The sequence below is a fragment of the Clostridium neonatale genome (assembly GCF_001458595.1).
GTDB lineage: Bacteria > Bacillota > Clostridia > Clostridiales > Clostridiaceae > Clostridium > Clostridium neonatale.
This window is the reverse complement of record NZ_LN890323.1, coordinates 47,331-69,085: the sequence shown is the minus strand read 5'-3', so window position 1 is coordinate 69,085 and position 21,755 is coordinate 47,331. Positions and strand designations below refer to the sequence as shown.

The 21,755-nt window shown below is 29.4% G+C and carries 17 protein-coding genes and 1 tRNA gene; 8 read left to right on the top strand and 10 right to left on the bottom strand.

What is annotated here, in order from left to right; genetic code table 11:
- Nucleotides 1–560 precede the first annotated feature (560 nt).
- The gene (locus tag BN2920_RS00410) at nt 561–1,808 is read left to right on the top strand and encodes an ammonium transporter (RefSeq protein WP_058293100.1); all 1,248 of its coding nucleotides are present in this window, start codon (nt 561–563) and stop codon (nt 1,806–1,808) included.
- 13 nt (nt 1,809–1,821) lie between these two features.
- A complete protein-coding gene (locus BN2920_RS00405; RefSeq protein ID WP_058293099.1) occupies nt 1,822–2,160 on the top strand; it encodes a P-II family nitrogen regulator in 339 nt (112 codons plus the stop codon).
- 191 nt (nt 2,161–2,351) lie between these two features.
- Here BN2920_RS00405 and BN2920_RS00400 read toward each other — a convergent pair whose 3' ends face one another.
- Complete coding sequence (locus BN2920_RS00400) at nt 2,352–3,551, bottom strand: IS110 family RNA-guided transposase (RefSeq protein WP_058293047.1); 1,200 nt, start codon at nt 3,549–3,551, stop codon at nt 2,352–2,354.
- A 621-nt stretch (nt 3,552–4,172) separates the two neighbouring features.
- Between BN2920_RS00400 and BN2920_RS00395 the strand changes: the two genes are divergently transcribed.
- On the top strand, nt 4,173–4,784 hold the full coding sequence (locus BN2920_RS00395; protein ID WP_058293098.1) for an HDIG domain-containing metalloprotein: 612 nt from the start codon (nt 4,173–4,175) through the stop codon (nt 4,782–4,784).
- Nucleotides 4,785–4,830: 46 nt separating this feature from the next.
- On the opposite strand, the gene manZ is transcribed toward BN2920_RS00395, so the two are convergent.
- From manZ to BN2920_RS00370, 5 genes are all read right to left on the bottom strand, one after another.
- Nucleotides 4,831–5,652: a PTS mannose transporter subunit IID gene (manZ, locus tag BN2920_RS00390; RefSeq protein WP_058293097.1), complete on the bottom strand. Its 822-nt coding sequence runs from the start codon at nt 5,650–5,652 to the stop codon at nt 4,831–4,833.
- A 23-nt stretch (nt 5,653–5,675) separates the two neighbouring features.
- Nucleotides 5,676–6,473: a PTS mannose/fructose/sorbose transporter subunit IIC gene (locus tag BN2920_RS00385; RefSeq protein WP_058293096.1), complete on the bottom strand. Its 798-nt coding sequence runs from the start codon at nt 6,471–6,473 to the stop codon at nt 5,676–5,678.
- Between the two features lie 147 nt (nt 6,474–6,620).
- Nucleotides 6,621–7,103 (bottom strand): mannose/fructose/sorbose PTS transporter subunit IIB, encoded by a 483-nt coding sequence (locus BN2920_RS00380; protein WP_058293095.1) that lies wholly within the window; start codon nt 7,101–7,103, stop codon nt 6,621–6,623.
- A complete protein-coding gene (locus BN2920_RS00375) occupies nt 7,103–7,525 on the bottom strand; it encodes a mannose/fructose/sorbose PTS transporter subunit IIA (protein ID WP_058293094.1) in 423 nt (140 codons plus the stop codon). The genes BN2920_RS00380 and BN2920_RS00375 overlap by 1 nt, the downstream gene beginning before the upstream one ends.
- Nucleotides 7,526–7,763: 238 nt before the next feature.
- Nucleotides 7,764–10,568: a sigma-54-dependent transcriptional regulator gene (locus BN2920_RS00370; protein ID WP_058293093.1), complete on the bottom strand. Its 2,805-nt coding sequence runs from the start codon at nt 10,566–10,568 to the stop codon at nt 7,764–7,766.
- Between the two features lie 144 nt (nt 10,569–10,712).
- On the opposite strand from BN2920_RS00370, the gene BN2920_RS00365 reads away from it, so the two are divergent.
- Entirely contained in the window at nt 10,713–11,261 is a 549-nt protein-coding gene (locus BN2920_RS00365; RefSeq protein ID WP_058293092.1) for an Hsp20/alpha crystallin family protein, read from the top strand.
- A gap of 157 nt (nt 11,262–11,418) precedes the next feature.
- Here BN2920_RS00365 and BN2920_RS00360 read toward each other — a convergent pair whose 3' ends face one another.
- The gene (locus BN2920_RS00360; RefSeq protein ID WP_058293091.1) at nt 11,419–12,996 is read right to left on the bottom strand and encodes a DEAD/DEAH box helicase; all 1,578 of its coding nucleotides are present in this window, start codon (nt 12,994–12,996) and stop codon (nt 11,419–11,421) included.
- A gap of 214 nt (nt 12,997–13,210) precedes the next feature.
- Complete coding sequence (locus BN2920_RS00355; protein WP_058293090.1) at nt 13,211–13,936, bottom strand: lysophospholipid acyltransferase family protein; 726 nt, start codon at nt 13,934–13,936, stop codon at nt 13,211–13,213.
- 210 nt (nt 13,937–14,146) lie between these two features.
- On the opposite strand from BN2920_RS00355, the gene BN2920_RS00350 reads away from it, so the two are divergent.
- Both BN2920_RS00350 and BN2920_RS00345 read left to right on the top strand, forming a co-directional pair.
- A complete protein-coding gene (locus BN2920_RS00350) occupies nt 14,147–16,537 on the top strand; it encodes an HAD-IC family P-type ATPase (protein WP_058293089.1) in 2,391 nt (796 codons plus the stop codon).
- A gap of 50 nt (nt 16,538–16,587) precedes the next feature.
- Nucleotides 16,588–16,662, top strand: a tRNA-Arg gene (locus tag BN2920_RS00345).
- A 216-nt stretch (nt 16,663–16,878) separates the two neighbouring features.
- Here the strand turns inward: BN2920_RS00345 and BN2920_RS00340 are convergent.
- Together BN2920_RS00340 and BN2920_RS00335 are read right to left on the bottom strand one after the other, a co-directional pair.
- Complete coding sequence (locus tag BN2920_RS00340) at nt 16,879–17,499, bottom strand: nitroreductase family protein (protein ID WP_058293088.1); 621 nt, start codon at nt 17,497–17,499, stop codon at nt 16,879–16,881.
- 39 nt (nt 17,500–17,538) lie between these two features.
- A complete protein-coding gene (locus BN2920_RS00335; protein ID WP_058293087.1) occupies nt 17,539–18,240 on the bottom strand; it encodes a pirin family protein in 702 nt (233 codons plus the stop codon).
- Between the two features lie 560 nt (nt 18,241–18,800).
- On the opposite strand from BN2920_RS00335, the gene BN2920_RS00330 reads away from it, so the two are divergent.
- Nucleotides 18,801–19,712: an amidohydrolase family protein gene (locus tag BN2920_RS00330; RefSeq protein ID WP_058293086.1), complete on the top strand. Its 912-nt coding sequence runs from the start codon at nt 18,801–18,803 to the stop codon at nt 19,710–19,712.
- Nucleotides 19,713–20,334: 622 nt separating this feature from the next.
- Nucleotides 20,335–21,705, top strand: a complete 1,371-nt coding sequence (locus BN2920_RS00325; protein ID WP_058293085.1) for an MFS transporter — start codon at nt 20,335–20,337, stop codon at nt 21,703–21,705.
- Nucleotides 21,706–21,755 lie beyond the last annotated feature (50 nt).

Here is a 21,755-nt window from a genome sequence, read left to right as displayed (position 1 = left end):
ATTGTTTAATTTGGTANATTTGAAGATGAATATAAAAAGCAATCAAATTATATTTTGATAGATGATTGGTATAAAATAAGTAAAATTAGAGATATAACGAATCTACTTCAACTCATAGATAAGGACGAAGATATGCCTAATAAATACTTTGATATTAGAGAAAAAATGAAAAAAATTTTAGAATTTTATAAAAAAAATTGATTGTCGAAATAAGATATTGTTTAATTTGGTATAATAAATTCTATAATATAGTAGTAAAAACCATATGTTCAATTAAAATACTATAGTAATAAAGGTTATAAGATATATGATAAATTTGTAACATATTAAGTAAAATTTAAAAAATGTCAAAAAAAGTATTGACAAAATATAAGTGAATACATATACTAGAAATATAACGATGGCGTTTAGGAAAAGTATACGTGAAGTATATTCCTAAACGTCTTTTTTTATAAAATTTTTTAGATAATTATTATTTAAATTAATGTGCACGTTACTTTTAAATATATAATGAATTCTTATCAAAAAATTAAGTTTATTAATTTTAGGGGGAACTTTATATGGATTTAAATTTTGCAGATATTAGCTTTATATTGATTTGTTCAGCATTAGTATTCTTTATGACACCTGGTTTAGCATTTTTTTATGGAGGAATGGCTCGTCGAAAAAACGTACTTAATACAATAATGTCATCATTCTTTATTTGTGGACTAGCATCAGTAATGTGGGTACTAATAGGGTATTCACTCTCTTTTGGAACTGATTTTCATGGAATAATTGGCGGATTTAATTATATTGGTCTAAGTGGAGTTGGTACAGAACCTAATAGTGCATATGCATCTAATATTCCACAATTATTATTTGCAGCATTTCAAATGATGTTCGCAATAATAACACCAGCGCTTGTTACAGGATCATTAGTTGGAAGAATGAAATTTTCATCTCTATTTGTATTTGTTGCTGCATGGCTTATTTTAGTTTATTATCCATTAGCCCATATGGTATGGGGAGACGGTGGTTTAATAAGAGCATTAGGAGCAGTAGACTTCGCAGGTGGTAATGTAGTTCATATAAGCTCAGGTGTATCAGGACTCGTAGCTTGTATTATATTAGGAAAGAGAAGAGAATATGGTATGTTGTCATATAAACCACACAATATTCCATTAGTTGTATTAGGAGCAGCATTACTTTGGTTTGGATGGTTTGGATTTAATGCAGGTAGTGCATTAGGAGCAAATGAATTAGCTGTACATGCATTTATGACAACAAATACATCAGCAGCTTGTGCAATGCTTACATGGATGTTAATAGAAAAAGTGAAACATGGTAAGCCAACAGTTCTTGGCGCAGCGACTGGAGCAGTTGTAGGTCTTGTAGCAATTACTCCTGGTGCAGGGTTTGTTCCACTTTGGTCATCAATTATAATTGGAGCACTTGTATCTCCTATATGTTTCTTCTTTATGGGTAAGGTTAAATCTAAGTTTGGATATGATGATGCTCTTGATGCATTTGGATGCCATGGAATTGGAGGCATATGGGGCGGAATAGCTACAGGACTATTCACACAAAAATCAATAAATTCAGCAGCACAATGGAATGGATTATTTTTTGATGATACTAAGTTATTTGTTGCACAAATAATGAGTATAATTATAACTATAGTATTTGCAGGAGTTATGACATTTATAATAGTTAAAGTTATAAAATTATTTGGTGATATCAGAGTTTCAGAAGATTCAGAGGCAGAAGGATTAGACATAACTGAACATAGTGAATCTGCTTATCCATCATTTAATGGATTAGATTAGGGGGAATTAAGTCATGAAAAGAATAGAAGCTATTATAAGACCATCAAAGCTTGAAGCAATAAAGACAGCATTAAAAAATGAAAATATAAATGGTATAACTATAAGTCAGGTAATGGGATGTGGTCAGCAACGTGGATGGACTGAGTACTATAGAACAAATGAAGTAGTTACAAATGTTCTCCAAAAGATAGAAGTTAAAATTGTTGTTGAAGATGAAAAGGTAGAAGAAGTTATAGAATTAATTTTATCAATAGCTAGAACAGGAGAAGTTGGAGATGGAAAAATCTTTGTAATTGATATAGCTGATTGTATAAGAATAAGAACTGGTGAAAGAGGAAACTCAGCAATTTAAATAAAGGACGTACTGAGTTTATGGGAAAATAACCGAAATTCAATATATGATAGGCTCGATTGTAGGGAAATTTAAGCTAAAACCTGCTAAGAAAAATCAAGTTTTTTTTAGCAGGTTTTTTATATATTTTTTGCATGACAAATAAATTAAACAGAAATTCTGTTTAATTTAGATATAGATACTATCTAAATTTAAGTATTATAGACTTCTTTTACTCTAGCGTAGTATATTCTTAGAAACTTATTTAATGCAGCAATTTTAGCAACTTTTTTAGGTTTTCCTTCTGCTTCTTTTTTTAACATATATAAAAATATAGGATCATCCTTTGGTTTGGCACTTTTGATACATTTCATAATTTCATATCCAGTTTTTCGTAATAATGCAGAACCTCTTTTAGAAATACGACGTTTGTTTGCAACAAACTGTCCCGACTCAAAAGGAGGTGAATCAATACCCGTATAAGCTATCAAAGCCTTTTTATTATAAAAGCGTTTTAAATCACCGATTTCAGCAATTAAGCGTGGAGCCAATGTATCTCCAACTCCAGGCATATTTCTAACAACATTGTATTCCTTTAAACTACTTGCTAATTCTTGCATTTGTGATAATATCATAGATAGAGTTCTATCTATTTCGCTAAGAACTCGAACAGCTTCTAATACTAACATTTTGGTTGATGGGGTACTAGAAGATAGTGTAGGGATGCCTTCTTGTGCTAAAGCATATATCTGTTTTGCTTTTGTTTCACTTTGATGGTATCCTTTATTTTTTGCCCATTTAAAATAACTATTTATAAATTGCTTTTCATTTTTCTTGGTAATATTATCGTAATGCCAGTATTCTTTAACAAAATCATTTAATTTATCTTTCTCTGGCTTATCGGATCTATTTTTTAATAGATTTTTAATTCCTGGCATTGTTCTATCTAATAGATTACTTAGTACAAGTTTGCTCTCTATTCTCATAGCTATATAATGAGAATATTGCCTACCTAATAATTTTAATTCAGAATACACCTCATCTGTTGCTTCATAGTCAGTTAATTTAAACCAATTATCAATTCCATAATTAGCTATTTTGATAGAATCTAATTTATCAGTTTTACCTTTCCTTAATCCTATAGCAGAATATTTTTTCATAATTAATGGATTTATTACGGCTACAAATATACCATGATTTTTAAGATAAGTAAGTAGTGGCAAATGGTATGCACCGGTCGCTTCCATAACAACTCTAGTTTCTTCATTTAATTCAGAAATAGATTCAACTAATGCTTTTAAATCAGCTTCAGTATGATTTATTTCATGTGGTTCACTAATAACCTCACCATATTCTTTCAATATACATACTGTACTTTTTCCTTTTGAAACATCAATTCCAACACTAATCATGTTAATCCTCCTAAAAAATTATTGTAATTTTAATCCACCCACACTTATTACAATTCATTTTGGTTAGTTACACGAAAGCCGTACGGTTTCAACCTGCTTAATCGAATCTTTATAATAAGGGATGGCTGACAGTTTTAGCTACGGATGTTAAAACCCAATTCTAAAGTCGTCATACCAAATTACTCCCTTTATTATAAATTAAAATAAGTGCAGATGTTAAATCATATATTTATGATTTGTATCTACACTTATAGAGTACCAAACTTCTAAAGAGAGAGGGTGTGCCCAAAACTATTTGCTCCAACAGCAAGTGTTGGACAAATAATTTTGGAACAACCTCTCTCTAAGAAGTTAAAAGCTTAAATTTCTTAATACAATACTACGCCTATTCATATATTGAATTTCTTTGTTTTTCTATAAACTAATTATTACGATGGAACAAAGAAATGAATCCATTGTTTTTTGTAGAAAAGCGAGAATAACATGAGTGTTTCATTTCAGGTATTATTCACTAAACCTTGTACATACCTTATTTATAAAATATATGAATTTAAAATCATGAAATTCAAATAATAACTAATAGATAAAAAAGATAAATCTATGAAGTTAGGAGAATATCTGATGAAGGAAAAATTTTTAGAGATTGAAAAACATTTATTAAATGATGAAAAACCATCTATATATTTAAATGAGCAAGTTGAAAATGGTGATTTTGATGAGTATCCATTATCCATGATAAAAGACTTATTGACTGTAGAACAAAACCCAATATATCATCCAGAAGGAAATGTATTTATTCATGCCATGATGGTAGTAGATGAAGGCGCAATAGTGAGAGAGAGAAGCAAGGACAAAAAGGCATTTATGTGGGCATTGCTTTTACATGATTTGGGAAAGAAGCCTACCACAAAATTAAGAAAAGGAAAATTGACATCTTATAATCATGATACAGTGGGAGCTAAGATGGCACGAGAATTTTTAGAATATTTTAATCAAGATGAGGTTTTTATAAATAAAGTAATTTCATTAGTGAGATGGCACATGCAGATTTTATTTGTAACAAAGAATTCAAGGTTTCAAAATATTAAGCAAATGCTTGAAGATGTTGATGTTGATGAAATGATTTTAGTATCAAGGTGTGATAGACTTGGAAGAGGAAATTTAAATAAATTAAAACGTGAAGAAACTTTAAAGGAAGTAGAAAACTTTAAAAAGATATTAAAAAATAAGTAATAGAGATTTAGAAAGATCTCTATTACTTATTCTAATTAATGTTCTATTAAGCGAATATTCCTAATGAATAACCAATTATACCAAGAATGAATATTCCAAAGATAATCCATACTGCATTAACTTTATTCTTAAGTAGTTTCATACAAATGAATGTGAATAATAATGGAAGTAATCCAGGTAATAATTGATCCAATATGTTTTGTACAGTTGTTACTGTAGTTGTACCATCTTGAGCTGTTATAGTTGAAACAACTAAAGGAACATTGATTGAAGTCCATCTATTAACAAGTGCACCCATTACGAATAGACCAAGTATTGAAGCACCTTCTGTTAATTTTTGAAGCTTACCGCCTGCCATATCTCCAACTATAGTAGTTCCTTTACTATATCCGTAAGAAACTCCCCACCATCTAATTCCAAGACGTACTGCGTTAAATAAAACGAAGAATAATATTGGTCCAAGAACACTTCCTGATAATGCTATAGAAGCACCAAGTGCAGCTACAACTGGTCTTAATGTTCCCCAGAATACTGGATCTCCAACACCTGCAAGAGGTCCCATTAAACCAACTTTAACACCATTTATTGCACCAGCATCGATTTCAGCGCCGTTAGCTTTTTGTTCTTCCATGGCAGCTGTTACTCCAAGGATTGGAGCAGTTACAAACGGTTGCGTATTAAAGAACTCAAGATGTCTCTTTAGTGCTTCTTTTCTTTCTTCACCAGTATATAATCTTTTTATTACTGGAATCATAGCAAAACAATATCCTAGAGCTTGCATTCTTTCAAAGTTCCAAGAACCTTGATGAAAATTAGAACGAATAAATACACTTTTAAGATCACTTTTAGTTAATTTTTTTTCACTCATATTGATTACCATCCTTTCCTTGATTAGTCTAATTCATCATCAGCAATGCTTGATGATGCCATCTCAACTGCTGTTCTATTAGTATTGAACTTAGGATTTAATTGAATATAGATTACAGCTGAAACGACACCAACTATACCTAAAGCAACTAAATTTAATTGACTTATTGCAGCAACTACAAATCCTAAGAAGAAGAATGGCATTAAGTGTTTTGCTTCCATCATGTTAATAACCATAGCGTATCCAACTACAACTACTACACCACCACCAACTTGTAGACCTCTAGTTACCCATTCTGGTATTGCAGCTAGCATGTTTTGAACGATATCAGTACCAACAAAGCTAGCAACGATTACTGCAGGAATAGATACACGAAGAGCTTGGATTCCAAGAGCACCTAAATGGCACATATCAATTCCTGTAAGGTTACCATTTTGAGCACATTTGTCTGCTTGATGTTGGAAGAAAACTGTAATTGTTCTACAAAGTATTGTTAATACTTGTCCAGCAGCAGCAATTGGAATTGCAATTGCAATACCAGCACTTATATCTTGTTTTCCAGCAATTACGATAATAGTTGAAATAATACTAGCTAGAGCAGCATCAGGAGCCATTGCAGCACCGATATTCATCCAGCCTAAAGCCATCATTTCTAATGTACCACCAATAATAATTCCAGTCTTTAAATCACCTAAAACAAGTCCGATCAATGTACATGCAATTAATGGTCTGTGAGTTTGAAATTCATCAAGAACTGATCCCATACCAGAAATACATGCAATTAAGAAAATAATAATGATTTGAAATGCATTAATTTCCATAATGATTTCCCCCTTTATTGATAATTTATATATAAAAAATATATATACAGATTTTGATTAATATAAATAATAGCTACCTGATATTTAGCTATTATTTATATTTTTATGGTTTGGGATTAAGGGTATAGTATGTTTAGTAGATAACTATTAAAGTTTTTCTATTAGAGGCATAATAAGAGATTTTGAATCAGAAGCTACTTTTCTTATTTCTAATTCTATATTTTTTTTATTTAATGCTTTAAATGATTTAATATCTTCGGCATTAACTGAAATAGCAGGTGTTATTTGAGTTTTTCCTTCTTTGAATGACATACCGCCTATGTTGACACTCTTAATGTCTATTCCTGCGTCAACTAACCTTAAAACATCTGTTGGATTAGTGAAAAGCAGTAAGACTATATCATTTTCATATTTTGGATTATTGATAACTTTGATTGCTTTATCTATATCAACAACATGCGATTTAACTCCAGGAGGAGCAACTTGAGTAAGTAGAGTTTTTCTAATTTCATCATTTGCTACATCATCGTTACATACAATTATTCTTTGACATTTTGTTTCTTTTGACCAGACTGTTACAACTTGTCCGTGTATTAATCTATCATCTATTCTTGCTAATGCAATTTTCATTATAAATCATCCTCCTCGAAGCTTTCAGAAGCTTGTTTTATTAATTTTCTTATTGATTCTTTTCCGCTTTTCTCTGCGATGTTTACTAATTCAGATAATGTTGAAGATTCCCTATTACTGAAAACTTCAAGTATCATTGGTAAGTTGACTCCAGTGACAATCTCCATATTACTATTTTTTATAGCAAGCATGCTTGCAGCATTAAATGGGCTACCAGCAAAAAGATCAACCATAAATAAAATTCCATCAGTGCAATCTAGTTCTTTTATTATTTCATCATATTTGGATATTAGGTTTTCAGTACCTTCACCAGGTACGAAAGTTACATAGCCAATATTTTTTTGCTCTCCAAAAATCATTTCAGCAGACTTTACTAGTTCTTTAGAAAACATGCCATGTGTTCCGACAATTAATGCTATCATTGCAACTACTCCTTTCTTAAATTAAGATTAATCTTGAGTTATACTTTTATATAAAGCAAAAGTCGTGCCAAGTTCTGTATCATAATATTAATTTATAGGTGAACATTAGAACTTACGCAATTGGAAAAAATTATTAATTATTAAAATGATACACAATAATTTGGGGAGATACAGAACGAGAATAAAATAATACACTATTATAAATTTTTAATGTAAATTAATATAGAATATTGATACTCTATTTTGTGTATTGCTCTAAAATATCAACCATATAATATAATTCATCATCGGTTAATATTATAGATAATGATTTATTGAATACCGCACTTGCCTGTTTTAGGGCATTGAATATATTTTTATTTAACATAGAAGTATCATCCCTAAATTCTAATCCATCATTTACTACCATTCTTTCTAGTGCACAGGCTAAGTGTATTATAAATTTCAATTTCACTGGATTCTCATAAGTTAGATTTAGTGTATTTCCCAGCGAATTCATGAAATCTTCTAATAATGGATATATCTTTTCAGGGTTGAGGAACGTAAGAAGTTCTTGTAGGCTTTCTTTGCAAAGCTTTCTTATAACAATAGGATTTTGAAGCTTTGCAGGAGTTGAATCTATTGGATTTCCTTCAATTATATTTCTTAATATTTCTTCACCAGATCCATCAATTAGCGATTCAATAGATATAAAAGGCAATCCTAGCTTAGGATTTGTTATTCCTACAACAGATAAAATATTTCTATTTTTTGATATATGATTTATAGAATCAGATATTTTATTTGTAGAGACAGGTATTATTTCTATTGGATCTGGAGTGATACTAGTAACGATATCCTGAACCAATTCTTTCAGTTTTATAGCAGCTCCTTTTCCAGTTGAACATACAGTAACAATGGCATTGTGAAGATTATTACTATTTTTATTAACAACTAATTTATTTGTATATCCTCTGAAGTCTTTAATTAAATATGAATAAACAGAATTTAAGTCACTATCACAAAGAGAACATTTTCTTACAGCCTCCAAAACTAATGGGGTAGAAACCATATCAATACTTTTAGTAGATATTCCAGTCCTTTCTGTTATAACATCTGCAAATGTATTTAAGGATCCCATATCAACTAATAAAAGAACTCCTTTTCCCTCATTAATTTCCTTAACTTTCAATATAACATCTTCTAATATATCAAGAGGTTTTTTTTCAAGTGGCATATCAACAGATACTATGTTATCAGCTTCAAATAATTTTTTAGCCACATTTACCATGCTTGTAGCAGTGCTAATTCCATGAGCAGCGACTACTATTCCTATTCTTTTTTGATCTATAGGATCGTTTATAGAACTTAGAAGAAGAGCGAGATACTCTATTTCTATTGGTGGAATGACAATATTGAATTTTTCTTCAGTAAGTGAATAAATTTCTTTAGCAACTTCAAATTCTTTACTAGTGGTTGATATTGATAAATTTATGTCATCAGAAAATGAAAATAATTTTGTTTTTATACGATTAAATAAAGCACTAAAATGAAGGCTTATTGCATAAATGAATCTATCATTTAAGACTGTATCCAATTTTTTTTCAACTAATTTTTTTAAGTCTTCAGTGAAATCAACAATATCCTTATCAACAATCTTTAATAGTCCTTCTCTTGAATTTGCTTCGTTTTTAAATCTATCATAGAATTGCTTTAAATGTAGATTGATATCAGTAGTTATAAAGTTTTTAATATCTTCTTCTTTCATACCTTGTTCTTTTAATGCAGAGGTTTTATCTTGGATAATATTATATATATTGAAAGAAGGTTCATATGAATCCTCTTCAATAAAAAGTCCATTGTCATCGGGGTTGATAGTTATATATTTAGGAATCATGTTCCAATGAGAATTATCTTCTTTATCTTTATTCCCAAAGGATATAAGCCCATTCTTGATGTTTCCAGGTAATAAAGAGATATCTATTTCAATATTATTATCTGTATTAATTGAATTTAAGAAGCCCTTTGCACATATCAATTGAATATTAGATTTTAATTGCCCTACATTTCCATATGATGTACTTCCTATCAATGCTTTTATTGCGTCATCAGATATTTTTATGGCTTTGTTAACTCTCTGAGCTTCTTTAGAAATTAAGAATTGAATAAGTTTAACTTTATCTTCAAGCGGTCTTTCATTGAAGTTTGGAATAGCTATAGTGATAGGAATTCTTCTAATGAAAGTATTCAATAATGCAGAATTAGGATCTTCTGTTGTGGCACTTATCAATAATACATTAGCTTTTCGGTTTCTTTCAGTTTCGCCAAGCTTATTATAAGTGCCTGTATCCATAAAGTAAAAGATCATTTCTTGACCTTCTGGTGGTAGTCTATGAATTTCATCCAAGAACAATATACCGCCATCAGCTTTTGCAACAATACCATCTGTCTCTTTATCAGCTCCAGTAAATGCACTCTTTATATGTCCGAAAATATGAGATAATAATAGCTGTGGATTATTTGCATAGTCTGCACAATTGAAAACTATAAATGGAGCATCTGATGATAATTTCTTTATATATTTTGCGTATTGATACATTATATTTGCAAAGAGACTTTTTCCAACTCCTGTACTACCTATTATCAATGTATGGAGACCATTTGGAGGATACATCAAAGCCGCTTTAGCTTGCTCAATTTGATTTTTTAAACTCGTATTATAGCCTATGAGATAACTAAATGGAGAGCAGGAGTCTTTATCTGAAGTAATTGATGAATTCAGAAGAGTATCAATAGATATTTCTTCTGAATCAGAAGAAATTTTTATAGAAAAAATATCTTCTATATACTTTTTGTCAAAATACAAAACAGGACGGTTTTTAATTTTAATGAGTTTTTTATCTCTGCAAAGACTGTTAAGTTCTTTAGAAACATTATTTCTTAAAATATCTAAAGCATTTCCTATTTCTTGTGCTGTTGGTCCATTATTATTAAGAATTTCTGCTTTAGTAAAATTTTTCGAATGTTCTAGAATATAATTGTAAATTTTATCAATTCTTTTCATATTATACCTCCATATAATTATTATTGTATTATTAAAGGCTTGAATATTCAATAGTGTATCAATACAGTATTAAATCTTATAAATAATTAACATATATGAAGTAAAAAAATAGAATAGTATATATAAATATTTTTGGAGGGTATAATGTTCAATTTTTTTCCATTTAAAGGTGGAGGAGTTTTTACATTTGGGACTTTCAACAAAATAGATGATATGGTTGAATCATTTTTGGGGGATATTGGTATAAATGAAATAACAGATTTATATGAAGATGTATTTTCTAATTATGAAAATTCGGATGAAGAAAAAAATCAAGAAGAGGTTAATTTTATTAAATTTGAATCATATGATGATATGTATTTATTAACAATTGAATTAAATGGAGTTAATTTAAGAGAACTTAGTATAAGATATGATTCTGGAATTATTGAAATAAATCTGAATCGCTTAGAAATTAACACTAATCCATTTGGAATAAAAACAAAAGTTAAGAATCATTATAATAAAACATTTGATAATATAGAAGAGATAGATACAGATAATATTTTAAAAAGTATAGATGAAGAAATGTTAAGCATAAGAATGCCTAAAAGATTTTATGTTGATGGATCACCGGAAATAGTGGATATAGATTATACAGAAGTAGTAGAGACTGAGTTAGTACCATTAGATGAAGAAAATAATTCACATTGATTAAATAAAAATAAACAAAAAGTTAAAGAATTGTGGAAAACTTCACAGAAAATTTTTAAAATTGTGGATAAATAAAAAAAGCTGTATTTAAAAACAGCTTTTTTATTAAAGGCATAGTAAAAGCTCCATCACGGTTAAGAGGAGCTTTTTAAAAAGATTATTTTCTTCTTCTATTAGCAACTTCAACATTGACTTTCTTTCTGTTGATTTTGCCTCCTGGACATTTATTTAATATCTTTTCAGATATGCTTCTGTCGACACTTACAAAGGAGAAGTTCTCCATTAGATCAATTTGACCTATAGTTGATGCATTAACTCTTGTTTTATCTTTAATATAGTTAATTAATATCTTAGGAGTTAAACCGTCTTTTTTACCTACAGAGAAGAATAAACGTACATCTTCGCTCTTAGGTGTTTCTAAAGAATTAGAAGTATATTCAAATATTTGCTCATTATCAAATTTGATTTTCATTAATCCAGCGATTACTGCTACTGGATCATGATTTTCAACAAGATTTATTGCACTTGGTAAGAATTTGCCTAATTCTCCAGACTCGATAGTCTTTTGTATTTCATCAGCCATATCCGCAAATTTTTTGTTATTAATTTGATCAACTGTTGGAACAGGATTTTGTTTTATATCACTCTTAGTAACTTTTTGGATTTGTTTTATCATAGAAAAATCTTTTGGGGTTACTAAAGAATAAGCAGTTCCTTCTTTATTAGCTCTACCAGTTCTACCAATTCTGTGAACATAACTTTCAACATCTTGTGGAAGATCATAATTTATAACGTGAGTTACACCATCAACATCTATACCTCTAGCTGCAACATCTGTTGCGATTAATAAATGTAGTGTACCCTTTTTAAATTTATTTAAAGTAGCTAATCTGTGGATTTGAGTCATATCTCCATGCATTCCCTCAACCATAAATCCTTTAGCTTGCAAGTCGTGAACTAAATCGTCAACGCCTTTTTTAGTTTTACAGAATATTATAGCTGAAGAAGGATTATCTAGGCTTAATAGTCTACAAAGTGCTTCTAGCTTATTTTTACCATTTACCATATAGTAGCTTTGTTCAATCTTAGATACAGTTAATGTACTCTTTTTAACACTTACTAATTTAGCATCAGGCTTCATATATCTTTTAGCAAGTTTAGCTATTGGGTCTGGCATTGTTGCTGAAAATAAAAGCGTTTGTCTTTCGGATGGTGTATGACTTAATATTTCTTCTATGTCATCAATGAATCCCATATTAAGCATTTCATCTGCTTCATCTAGAACTAAAAATTCTACTTTATCTAAATGAAGTACTTTTCTCTTTATAAGATCTAACATTCTTCCTGGAGTACCAACGACTATATCAACATCAGATTTTTTTAGAGCTCTTATTTGTCTATCTATGGAATCTCCACCATAAACAGATAAAGCATTAAGCTTTTCATACTTTGAAAGTCTTGTTATTTCGTCATTAACTTGAACTGCAAGTTCTCTTGTTGGTGCCAATATAAGAGCCTTTATTCCAGGAGCATTACTCATTTTAGTGATAATAGGTAAGCTGTAAGCTGCAGTTTTTCCAGTACCAGTTTGTGCTTGCCCTATTAAATCAACTCCGCTAAGAGTTACAGGAATACTTTGTTCTTGTATTTGCGATGGTTTTGTAAAGCCCATTTCATCTATAGCTTTAACAACGGTCTCTTTAAGACCTAAATTGTAAAATTCATTATTGTTCATTAATTATCCTCGTTTCTATTGTTCTTTATATTTAAAAATTAAATATTCTATTTTAATTGTCTTTACACAAGCAAATAAAATTATTATAACATAAATAATGTACTAATGTCAAAACAATGCATATGGGAAATAATACAATACGATAATAATAGCGATGAAAAGGCACAATACGGGAAATAGTATTGTGCCAAAGAGTGATAATATTCAGTATATTTTATTCAGACTTATAACCACTGCTTACTATTGATTGAACCGTATCATGAAGTTTGTCAGTTTCTTCTTTAGATAAAGTTGTAACATCTATTGGTTTATGTATTATTAGTTCTATTTCAGCAGATTTGATTCTATTATGATTAGCTTCTAATAGTTTGTGAGTTCCATTGATTGTTACTGGAACAATTGCTCTTTTAGATTTAGTAGCTAGTTTAAAGCTCCCAGCTTTAAATTCATCAACAGGCTTACCTTTACTTCTAGTTCCCTCTGGGAATATAACCATTGAGTATCCGCTTCTTAGCAATTTAATTCCATCAACTATTGCTTCAGCAGATTTTCTTAAATTATCTCTGTCCATAAATACACAATGAATATATTTCATCCATGTGCCAATAAAAGGCCAGCTTTCTAATTCCTTTTTACCGATGAAACCCTTTGGTACATTAATGTATGCCATTAATAAAGGAATATCAAAATTGCTTTGATGGTTAGATACAAATAATACAGTATCATCTTTTGGAATATTTTCTTCACCTTTAACTGTGACCTTTGCACCAGCTATTTTCAATATAAATCTTGCCCAACTAGAAGTTACTTTATAAATATAAGCTTCTTTTTCTGATTTATCTTCCTTTTTGTCTAAAAACCTTATTTTTATCCTATAGATTATATTAGCCCAAATGAGACTTAGAATAATGCAAGGATAAAAAACTATTGTTCTTAACATATTTATTTACACATCCTTAAATTATTAATTATTCCTACAGAACAGTATATTATAAATTTTAAATATTTAAAAGTATTATCCAAGGTGTGAAATGTAAATTTTTTGATAAATTTAATTTTAACTTAATAAAAAATTTAGGAAGTTATTAATAAAAGAAGGTATAATATTATAGTAAGTAAAAATTTACAGAATATAATAGGAGACTAATTGATGACAGGAATAGAAGAAGAATTTATAAGTAACAATCAAAAAAATATTTTAGGATTAAGCAATGAAGAAGTTTTAAAGAGAAAAGAAGATGGTAAAGTTAATTATATTCCTAAGGCTCCGTCAAGAACCATATGGCAAATAATAAGGGCTAATTTATTTACTAGTTTTAATGCTATAAATCTTATACTTGCGGCAATAATAATTTTAGCTGGATCACCCAAAAATTCTCTGTTTGTAGGAGTTATTGTTTGTAATACACTAATTGGTGTAGCACAAGAATTGAGAGCTAAAGAAACTTTAGAGAAGTTATCAGTTGTAAGCATGGTAAAGGCTAAAGTTTTAAGAGAGGGGGAAACTAAAGAAATTCCAGCAAGTGAAATTGTTTTGGATGATATTATTTATTTAGAAAATGGCATTCAAATAATGGTTGATGCAGAAGTTGTTTATAGTAATGGATTAGAAATTGATGAATCAATGATAACTGGTGAGTCAGATTCTATTAGTAAGAAATTAAAAGATAACTTATATTCAGGAAGTTTTGTAGTTGCAGGAGAAGGATATGCTAGAGTTACAAAAATAGGAAAACAAACATATTCATCAATTCTTGCAGAAGAAGCTAAAAAGTTTAAGGTTATAAATTCAGAACTTAGAAATGCTATAAATAAGATATTTAAAATTCTTATATGGATTATAATACCTGTATCAATTTTATTAACAGTTGCTCAGCTTAAGGCTACAGGAAATGATTGGAGAAGTGCTATGATAGGAACAGTATCAGGCATAATTGGAATGATTCCTGAAGGATTAATGCTTTTAACAAGTGCTACATTTATAGTATCTATTGTAAAATTGGGTAAGCATGATACACTTGTGCAAGAACTCTGCGCAACAGAAGTTTTAGCAAGAGTAGATGTACTCTGTTTAGATAAGACCGGAACAATAACACAAGGTAATTTAAAATTAAGTGATATTAGAAATATAGGCAGTAGAAGTGATAAAGAAATTGATGAAATATTATCGGTTTTAATTCATAATTTGCCTAGTAACAATCCTACACAAAAAGCAATTTTAGATAAATATACTTCATATAATAATGAAGTGAAATGTATAAAAAAGGTTGTTTTTTCATCTAAAAGAAAATGGGGAGGCGCTAAGTTTGAAGGCTTAGGTACATGGGTCCTTGGCGCTCCAGAAATTATACTAAAAGAAAAGTACAATTTAATAAAAGGAGCAGTTGAAGAAGAAGCTAAAAAGGGAAAGAGAGTTTTACTATTAGCAAATGTATGCAATGATGTGTTAGAAGATGAGCTTACTGGAAAGATAGAAAGTGCGGCATTGATACTAATTGAAGATATAATAAGAAAAGAAGCTCCAGAGGTATTGGCATATTTTGAAAAACAAGGTGTTGAAGTAAAGATAATATCTGGTGACAGCCCTATAACGGTATCAGAGGTTGCAAGAAGAGCTGGAGTTAATGAATGGAAAAATTACATTGATGCAAGAGAATTACCAGATGATAATGATAAATTTAGAGAAATAGTTAGAAAAACAAAAGTATTTGGAAGAGTGACTCCACATGAAAAGAAAAGGATAGTTAAAGCGCTTCAAGAAGATGGCCATACAGTTGCTATGACTGGTGATGGCGTTAATGATGTTCTTGCTTTAAAAACATCTGACTGTGGTATAGCTATGGCTAATGGTTCAGATGCTACAAAGGCAGTAGCACAATTAGTTCTTATGAAATCCGATTTTTCGGCATTGCCAAAAGTAGTTGAAGAAGGACGCAAGCAAATTCAAAACTTAGAAAGAGTATCTGAATTATTTTTATCAAAAACAATATTTTCGATATTTGTATCTGTAATTGCATCCATACTTTTAATAGAATTCCCAATAGATCCTATTCAATTATCGTTGGTAGGAAGCTGTGCAATAGGAATACCAGGGTTCTTTTTAGCATTATTGCCTAGTACAGGAAAAGTAGAAAAGGGATTTTTAGAAAGAGTATTAACTGTTAGTATTCCAAATGGATTAATACTTGCAATATTTACAACAAGTACTTTTGTAATAGCAAGACACATTGGATCAGATATAACTTATAGTAAAACTGCAGCATTACTGTTATTTGCAGGAATAAGTATGATGATTTTAATACGAGTTGCAAGACCTTTAACTAAATTTAAGATGGGATTGTGTATTGCGATGTTTTCTATCATGGCATTAGCATTCTTAACACCAGTAGGAAGACTTATATTCAGTTTAGAAAGATTAAAGTTAAGACACTGGATAATCTCACTTGCTGTAATATTTGGGTCAGGACCCTTAATTACAGAATTGGTTGACATATTAAGAAGAAGAGTAAATAAAAAATATAAATTTGACATTGCTAAATAATTATAATAAACTTTATTAGGGAGTTATTTTATTAACTCTCTAATATATGTGCTCCTATAGTTAAATGGATAGAACAATCCCCTCCTAAGGGATAGATGTGGGTTCGATTCCCGCTGGGAGTACCAATATGCAAAATGAAACGGCTTAACTACAAAGGTTAAGCCGTTTTTATCTTCTAAAATACTGACATAACATATGTACTACCTGCTGCCAGCATGCAAACTATTTTAAATTTTGGATTTATCTCATGTGCAATTTTTATTGTTTTTTTACTTGCAATTAATTTCTACAAAATAATCTTCTATAAGTTTGATATCTTTAATAAATATTAGCTTGTTCAATTAATAAAATTTCACAAATTCAGCAGCTGGCTTTCTATATCCTCTAATTTTATTGCTACTCTTATCCATTTTTCCTATTGTAATCATTAAAGATGGTACTTCATTATCTGGAATACTTAATAATTGACTAATCTTATCCTTATCAAAATATATCATTGGGCATGTATCCCAGTCTTTATTTTTAGCTAATAACATAAATAGCATTGCTGACAATGATGAATTTCTTATAGCCTCATCATGCTTGAATTCTTCTCCCCAGCCTTCATAAAGACTTTTAATAGTACTAATCATTATTTCATATTCAGTTTTATCAATCATTCCAAGCATCATTGAGCCCTCGTAAATTTTATCTGCTGATAAATAGGCATTTTTATCTCCTGTAACTATTATTGCTGCTGAAGCAGTTTTGATTTTATATTGTTTAAATGATGCATCATAAACTTCCTCTAACAACTTTTTATCTTCTACAACATAGTATCTGGTATGTTGTAAATTAAAAGCAGAAGGTGCTAATGAAAGTTCTCTAAATATATCATCAAAATCCTCTCTAGGTATAGTGATATTTTCAATAAATTTATTGGCGGATCTTCTTTCTCTTACAATTTTTAAAAATTCATTCATTATCAATTCATCTCTTTCTCATTCTTATTTTTTTCATATCTAATTTTCTTTCTTCATCTCCAAAATCAAAATATGAGAAGTCTCTTTGGCCTTAATTAAAATATCTTCCTCAGTTATTTCCATTCCATCTCTGTCATTTAACTCAATATTGTTTATTATAGAGCTTCCCTCGATTTGAACTAAATATGCCTGCCTTCCTTTAGTAATTTGAAAATCAATTTCTTTGCCTTTATCAAGTTCTAAAGAATAAATATTGATATCCTGATTTATTTTTATTTGTGCATCTCCATCTTTACTTGAAATCATATGAAGCCATTTGTTTTTTCTATCGGCCCAATTAAATCTATAATCACCATAATTAGGTTTATACATTTGTTTATCTGGGAAAATCCATATCTGTAGCAATCTCAATTGATCTTTTCCTAGGTTATGCTCACTATGGTATACTCCTGTTCCAGCACTCATGTATTGAACATGACCACGATTTATTGTATTTTTATTCCCCATATTATCTCCATGTGTAAGTTCTCCATTAACTACATATGATATTATTTCCATATCTCTATGAGGGTGAGTATCAAATCCAGTATCCGGCTCAATTAAATCATCATTAATGACTCTTAAAGCTCCAAACCTTATATTATTTGGATTATAGTATTCTGCAAATGAAAAGTGAAATTTACTTTTAAGCCAACCCAGATTACTACTACCCATATTTCTACTGTCAATCTTTCTTAACATTTTGTATCCCTCCTTGATTAATATTAAAAACTCAATCGAAAATTATTGAATTATTTTATTAAAACATATAAATATTCACTTCAGAACTTAATTATGTATATTAACTTACTTTTAGTAAGTTAGTGTAATTTAATTATTGCATATGCTTTATAACTAGTCAAGTATATTTAGATTTATGTCAATAATATTAGACACGACAAACTGGTATTGCGTAAGCACCTTATTTAAAAAGCTATAAAATATTTCAGCATCATAATAAATGGAGTGTAAGGTAACAGATACGCATGAAACAAAAGCCTTTGAAAAGCTTGTTTTAGAAATTGTATATACTTTGCAGATGAAGGAATTTTAAAGGCACAGTACTTTCAGCTCTACCTAGAGAAAAGATAATAGGTATTTTAACAAAATATATGAGGCTAATATTAATGAATGTAGTATATGTAAAAACATAAATTATTATCTTCGTTGTTTAAGGGTACTTTCTTTAAGATATCCCTTAGTTTAACTTGCCTACAAAAAATGGTATTATATTAATAAATTGAAATGGAGGATAGATTAATATGGAGATTATAGATGGACATATACATTTAATTGAAGCAATGGCGGGTTATGGTAGAAGAGGGGAACTTCGTGCTATTGGAGATGGAAAAGCAAGATGGGCTAGTGGCGAGATTATGGAGCTTATTCCTAAGGGATATGGAGAGAAGGATTTTACAGCTCAATCTTTACTTAGACTTATGAATGAAAATAATGTGAAAAAGGCTGTACTATTGCAAGGTAGTATGTATGGTTTTCAAAATGAATATACATATGAAATGTGTAAAAAATATCCTGAAAGATTTGCTGGAGCATTCACAATTGATCCATTTGCAAAGAATAAAATTGAATTACTTAATCACTTTATTGATGACTTAGGTTGTAAAATTATGAAGTTTGAAATTAGCTCCGGTGGAGGACTTATGGGCTATCATAATAAGTTTTTAATTGATGGAAATGAAATGGAAGATATATGGCGTAAAGCATCTGAAGTCAATACTACAGTAGCACTTGATATTGGGGATTATACTATGGAGAGCTATCAACCAGAAGCTATTAGAAGAGTGGCATTAAAATATCCAAATGTTAAAATTGTAGTTTGTCATTTATTAGCCCCTATAAAAGGAAAGGAAGAAATTTTAAAAAGAGATCTTGAACTTTTAAATCTGCCTAATATATGGTTTGATCTTGCAGCATTACCAGCTATTTTTTCAACAGATATATATCCATTTCCTTCTGCACAAAAGAGTATTAAAATAGCAAAAGACATTGTAGGAGCAAGTAAGCTTATTTGGGGAAGTGATGCACCTATGACAGCAGCAAGGGATCCATATAAGAACCTTATAAACTACATAAATGAAGATATATTTGATAAAGAAGAAATGAAAATGGTCTTTTACGACAACGCATTAGATGTTTATTTTAACAAGCACTAATTACAGGGAGTTCTGACTTGAGAATTGTACTATTTTATTTTGAAAAACAGAAAAATAGATCAATTTAAATTATACTAGCAAATTAGCAAGGAATTTTTCAGCTCAAAAATCAGGAATTGTGGGAATAGTAATGCTTGATATAATGCATCCATTTTTCACCTAAATAGAATAAATGTATCAATAACTTAATAGCATAAGAATATTCACAAGAAAATAAATATATGATTAAATTTTTAAAATGAAGAGAATGTAATAGCATTGTAAGAAAAATAAAGAAGTTATTCAAGATAATAAAAGTCTTGAATGACTTCTTTATTTTGATAGGTATAATGCAGATAATATGATTATTGAAGAGAGTAATTTAAATTTACAGCTGATACTAGAAGGAATATTATATGAAAAGTCTATATGATGAGCATATCAAAAAAATTTGGAATTAGGAAAAAGATTATATAATCTTTTTAATATAATTATCTTGGCTTACTTAGAAACATTATACCATATTTAGGCACTTTAACACCATTTTAATAAAACGAGAATAAGATTAAAATAATATTAGAGCTCAATGAAAACGGTTTGCATTAATGTAAATAATAAAAGTATATTATTGGAGTGAGGAGCATTGATATTAAAAAAAAGTAATTCTAAAGATTTAAATAATGATGTGTCGATAAAAACTCTATTTTGCTACGGTATGGGCAGTTTAGGTAATAATATAATTTATGCAATGATTTCATCTTATTTTTTAATTTTTTTAACTGATAGTTTTGGTATAGGAGCAGCTGCTATAGGTACATTATTTTTAATTGCTAGAATAATTGATTCTATAACAGATCCTATAATGGGAGTAATAGTTGATAACACAAATACAAAAATGGGAAAAAGTAGACCTTATCTTTTAATCGTTCCTATATTTATGGGAATAGCTACAGTAATGTGTTTTTCAGCTCCTAATTTATCTTATAATGGTAAGATTATATGGCTATATGCTTCTTATATTTTATGGGGAATATGTTTTACTGCTATGGATATACCTTATTGGTCCTTGTCAGCGAATATAACTAGAGATCCAGAAAGTAAGACTAAGATTATTACAACAGCAAGAACAATTGCTTATGGTGGAGGATTTATAGTATCCATATTCACAATACCTTTAGTAGCTAAAACAGGAAATTGGAGATTGGTAGCAACTATATATTCTATTTTAGGAGTTTTACTAACTTGGATTACTGTATTTGGAGTTAAAGAAATAAATAATTATGAACAAAAAAAATTAAAATCTGAGAAGCAAGGTATTAAGCAATTTATTAAGTTAATTAAAACTAATAAGCCTTTAAGAATACTTTTAATAACAATGTTAATATTAGAGTTTTCTGGTGCTTTGAAAAATGGTGTGTCAATATACTATATAAAATACAATTTTAATGCAGAAATGTTTATTCCAATTACAGGTAGTTTAGGTATTGCTGCAAGTATAGTTGGTGGTATATTATCACCATACTTAACAAAAATATTGGGTAAACGAAATACGGCTCTTATGGCAATTTCGGTTAGTGTAGCGGGATCTTTTACATTATTTATATTATCATATTCATCATTATTGGGTTTAATTTTATTAAATACTATAATGGGAGTTTTAGATGGAGCATCATATATTTCTTTGCAATCAATGCTTGCTGATTGTGTAGAATATGGCGAATGGAAAACTGGAAAAAGATCAGAAGGAATGATTTTTTCTGCTAATATTTTCAAGAGTAAACTTGCTGGCGCCATTGGTGGTTCTTTATGTGGTTATATACTTTCTTATATTGGATATAAAGCAAATACAACTCAATCACATTTTACATTAAATGGTATACACCTTCTGTCATCATTGGTACCATTTATTGCTGGAATAATTACATTTCTAATACTAAGAAAATATAATCTAACAGAGAAAGAGTACGCTGCTATAGTAGAAGATTTAAGAAATGGTGATACATTAGTAAATTAGATTAAATAAATAATATTATATTAGTTTAAATTCATCTATAAATTATACGA

Bases quoted from the DNA above. Each gene is read 5' to 3' on its own strand.
- BN2920_RS00380 (WP_058293095.1), bottom strand. From the start codon at position 7,103: ATGAAAATTGCATTAGCAAGAATAGATGATAGATTAATACACGGACAA.
- BN2920_RS00330 (WP_058293086.1), top strand. From the start codon at position 18,801: ATGGAGATTATAGATGGACATATACATTTAATTGAAGCAATGGCGGGT.
- BN2920_RS00405 (WP_058293099.1), top strand. From the start codon at position 1,822: ATGAAAAGAATAGAAGCTATTATAAGACCATCAAAGCTTGAAGCAATA.
- BN2920_RS00350 (WP_058293089.1), top strand. From the start codon at position 14,147: ATGACAGGAATAGAAGAAGAATTTATAAGTAACAATCAAAAAAATATT.
- BN2920_RS00365 (WP_058293092.1), top strand. From the start codon at position 10,713: ATGTTCAATTTTTTTCCATTTAAAGGTGGAGGAGTTTTTACATTTGGG.
- manZ (WP_058293097.1), bottom strand. From the start codon at position 5,652: ATGAGTGAAAAAAAATTAACTAAAAGTGATCTTAAAAGTGTATTTATT.
- BN2920_RS00400 (WP_058293047.1), bottom strand. From the start codon at position 3,551: ATGATTAGTGTTGGAATTGATGTTTCAAAAGGAAAAAGTACAGTATGT.
- BN2920_RS00355 (WP_058293090.1), bottom strand. From the start codon at position 13,936: ATGTTAAGAACAATAGTTTTTTATCCTTGCATTATTCTAAGTCTCATT.
- BN2920_RS00395 (WP_058293098.1), top strand. From the start codon at position 4,173: ATGAAGGAAAAATTTTTAGAGATTGAAAAACATTTATTAAATGATGAA.
- BN2920_RS00360 (WP_058293091.1), bottom strand. From the start codon at position 12,996: ATGAACAATAATGAATTTTACAATTTAGGTCTTAAAGAGACCGTTGTT.
- BN2920_RS00370 (WP_058293093.1), bottom strand. From the start codon at position 10,568: ATGAAAAGAATTGATAAAATTTACAATTATATTCTAGAACATTCGAAA.
- BN2920_RS00375 (WP_058293094.1), bottom strand. From the start codon at position 7,525: ATGATAGCATTAATTGTCGGAACACATGGCATGTTTTCTAAAGAACTA.
- BN2920_RS00410 (WP_058293100.1), top strand. From the start codon at position 561: ATGGATTTAAATTTTGCAGATATTAGCTTTATATTGATTTGTTCAGCA.
- BN2920_RS00335 (WP_058293087.1), bottom strand. From the start codon at position 18,240: ATGTTAAGAAAGATTGACAGTAGAAATATGGGTAGTAGTAATCTGGGT.
- BN2920_RS00385 (WP_058293096.1), bottom strand. From the start codon at position 6,473: ATGGAAATTAATGCATTTCAAATCATTATTATTTTCTTAATTGCATGT.
- BN2920_RS00340 (WP_058293088.1), bottom strand. From the start codon at position 17,499: ATGAATGAATTTTTAAAAATTGTAAGAGAAAGAAGATCCGCCAATAAA.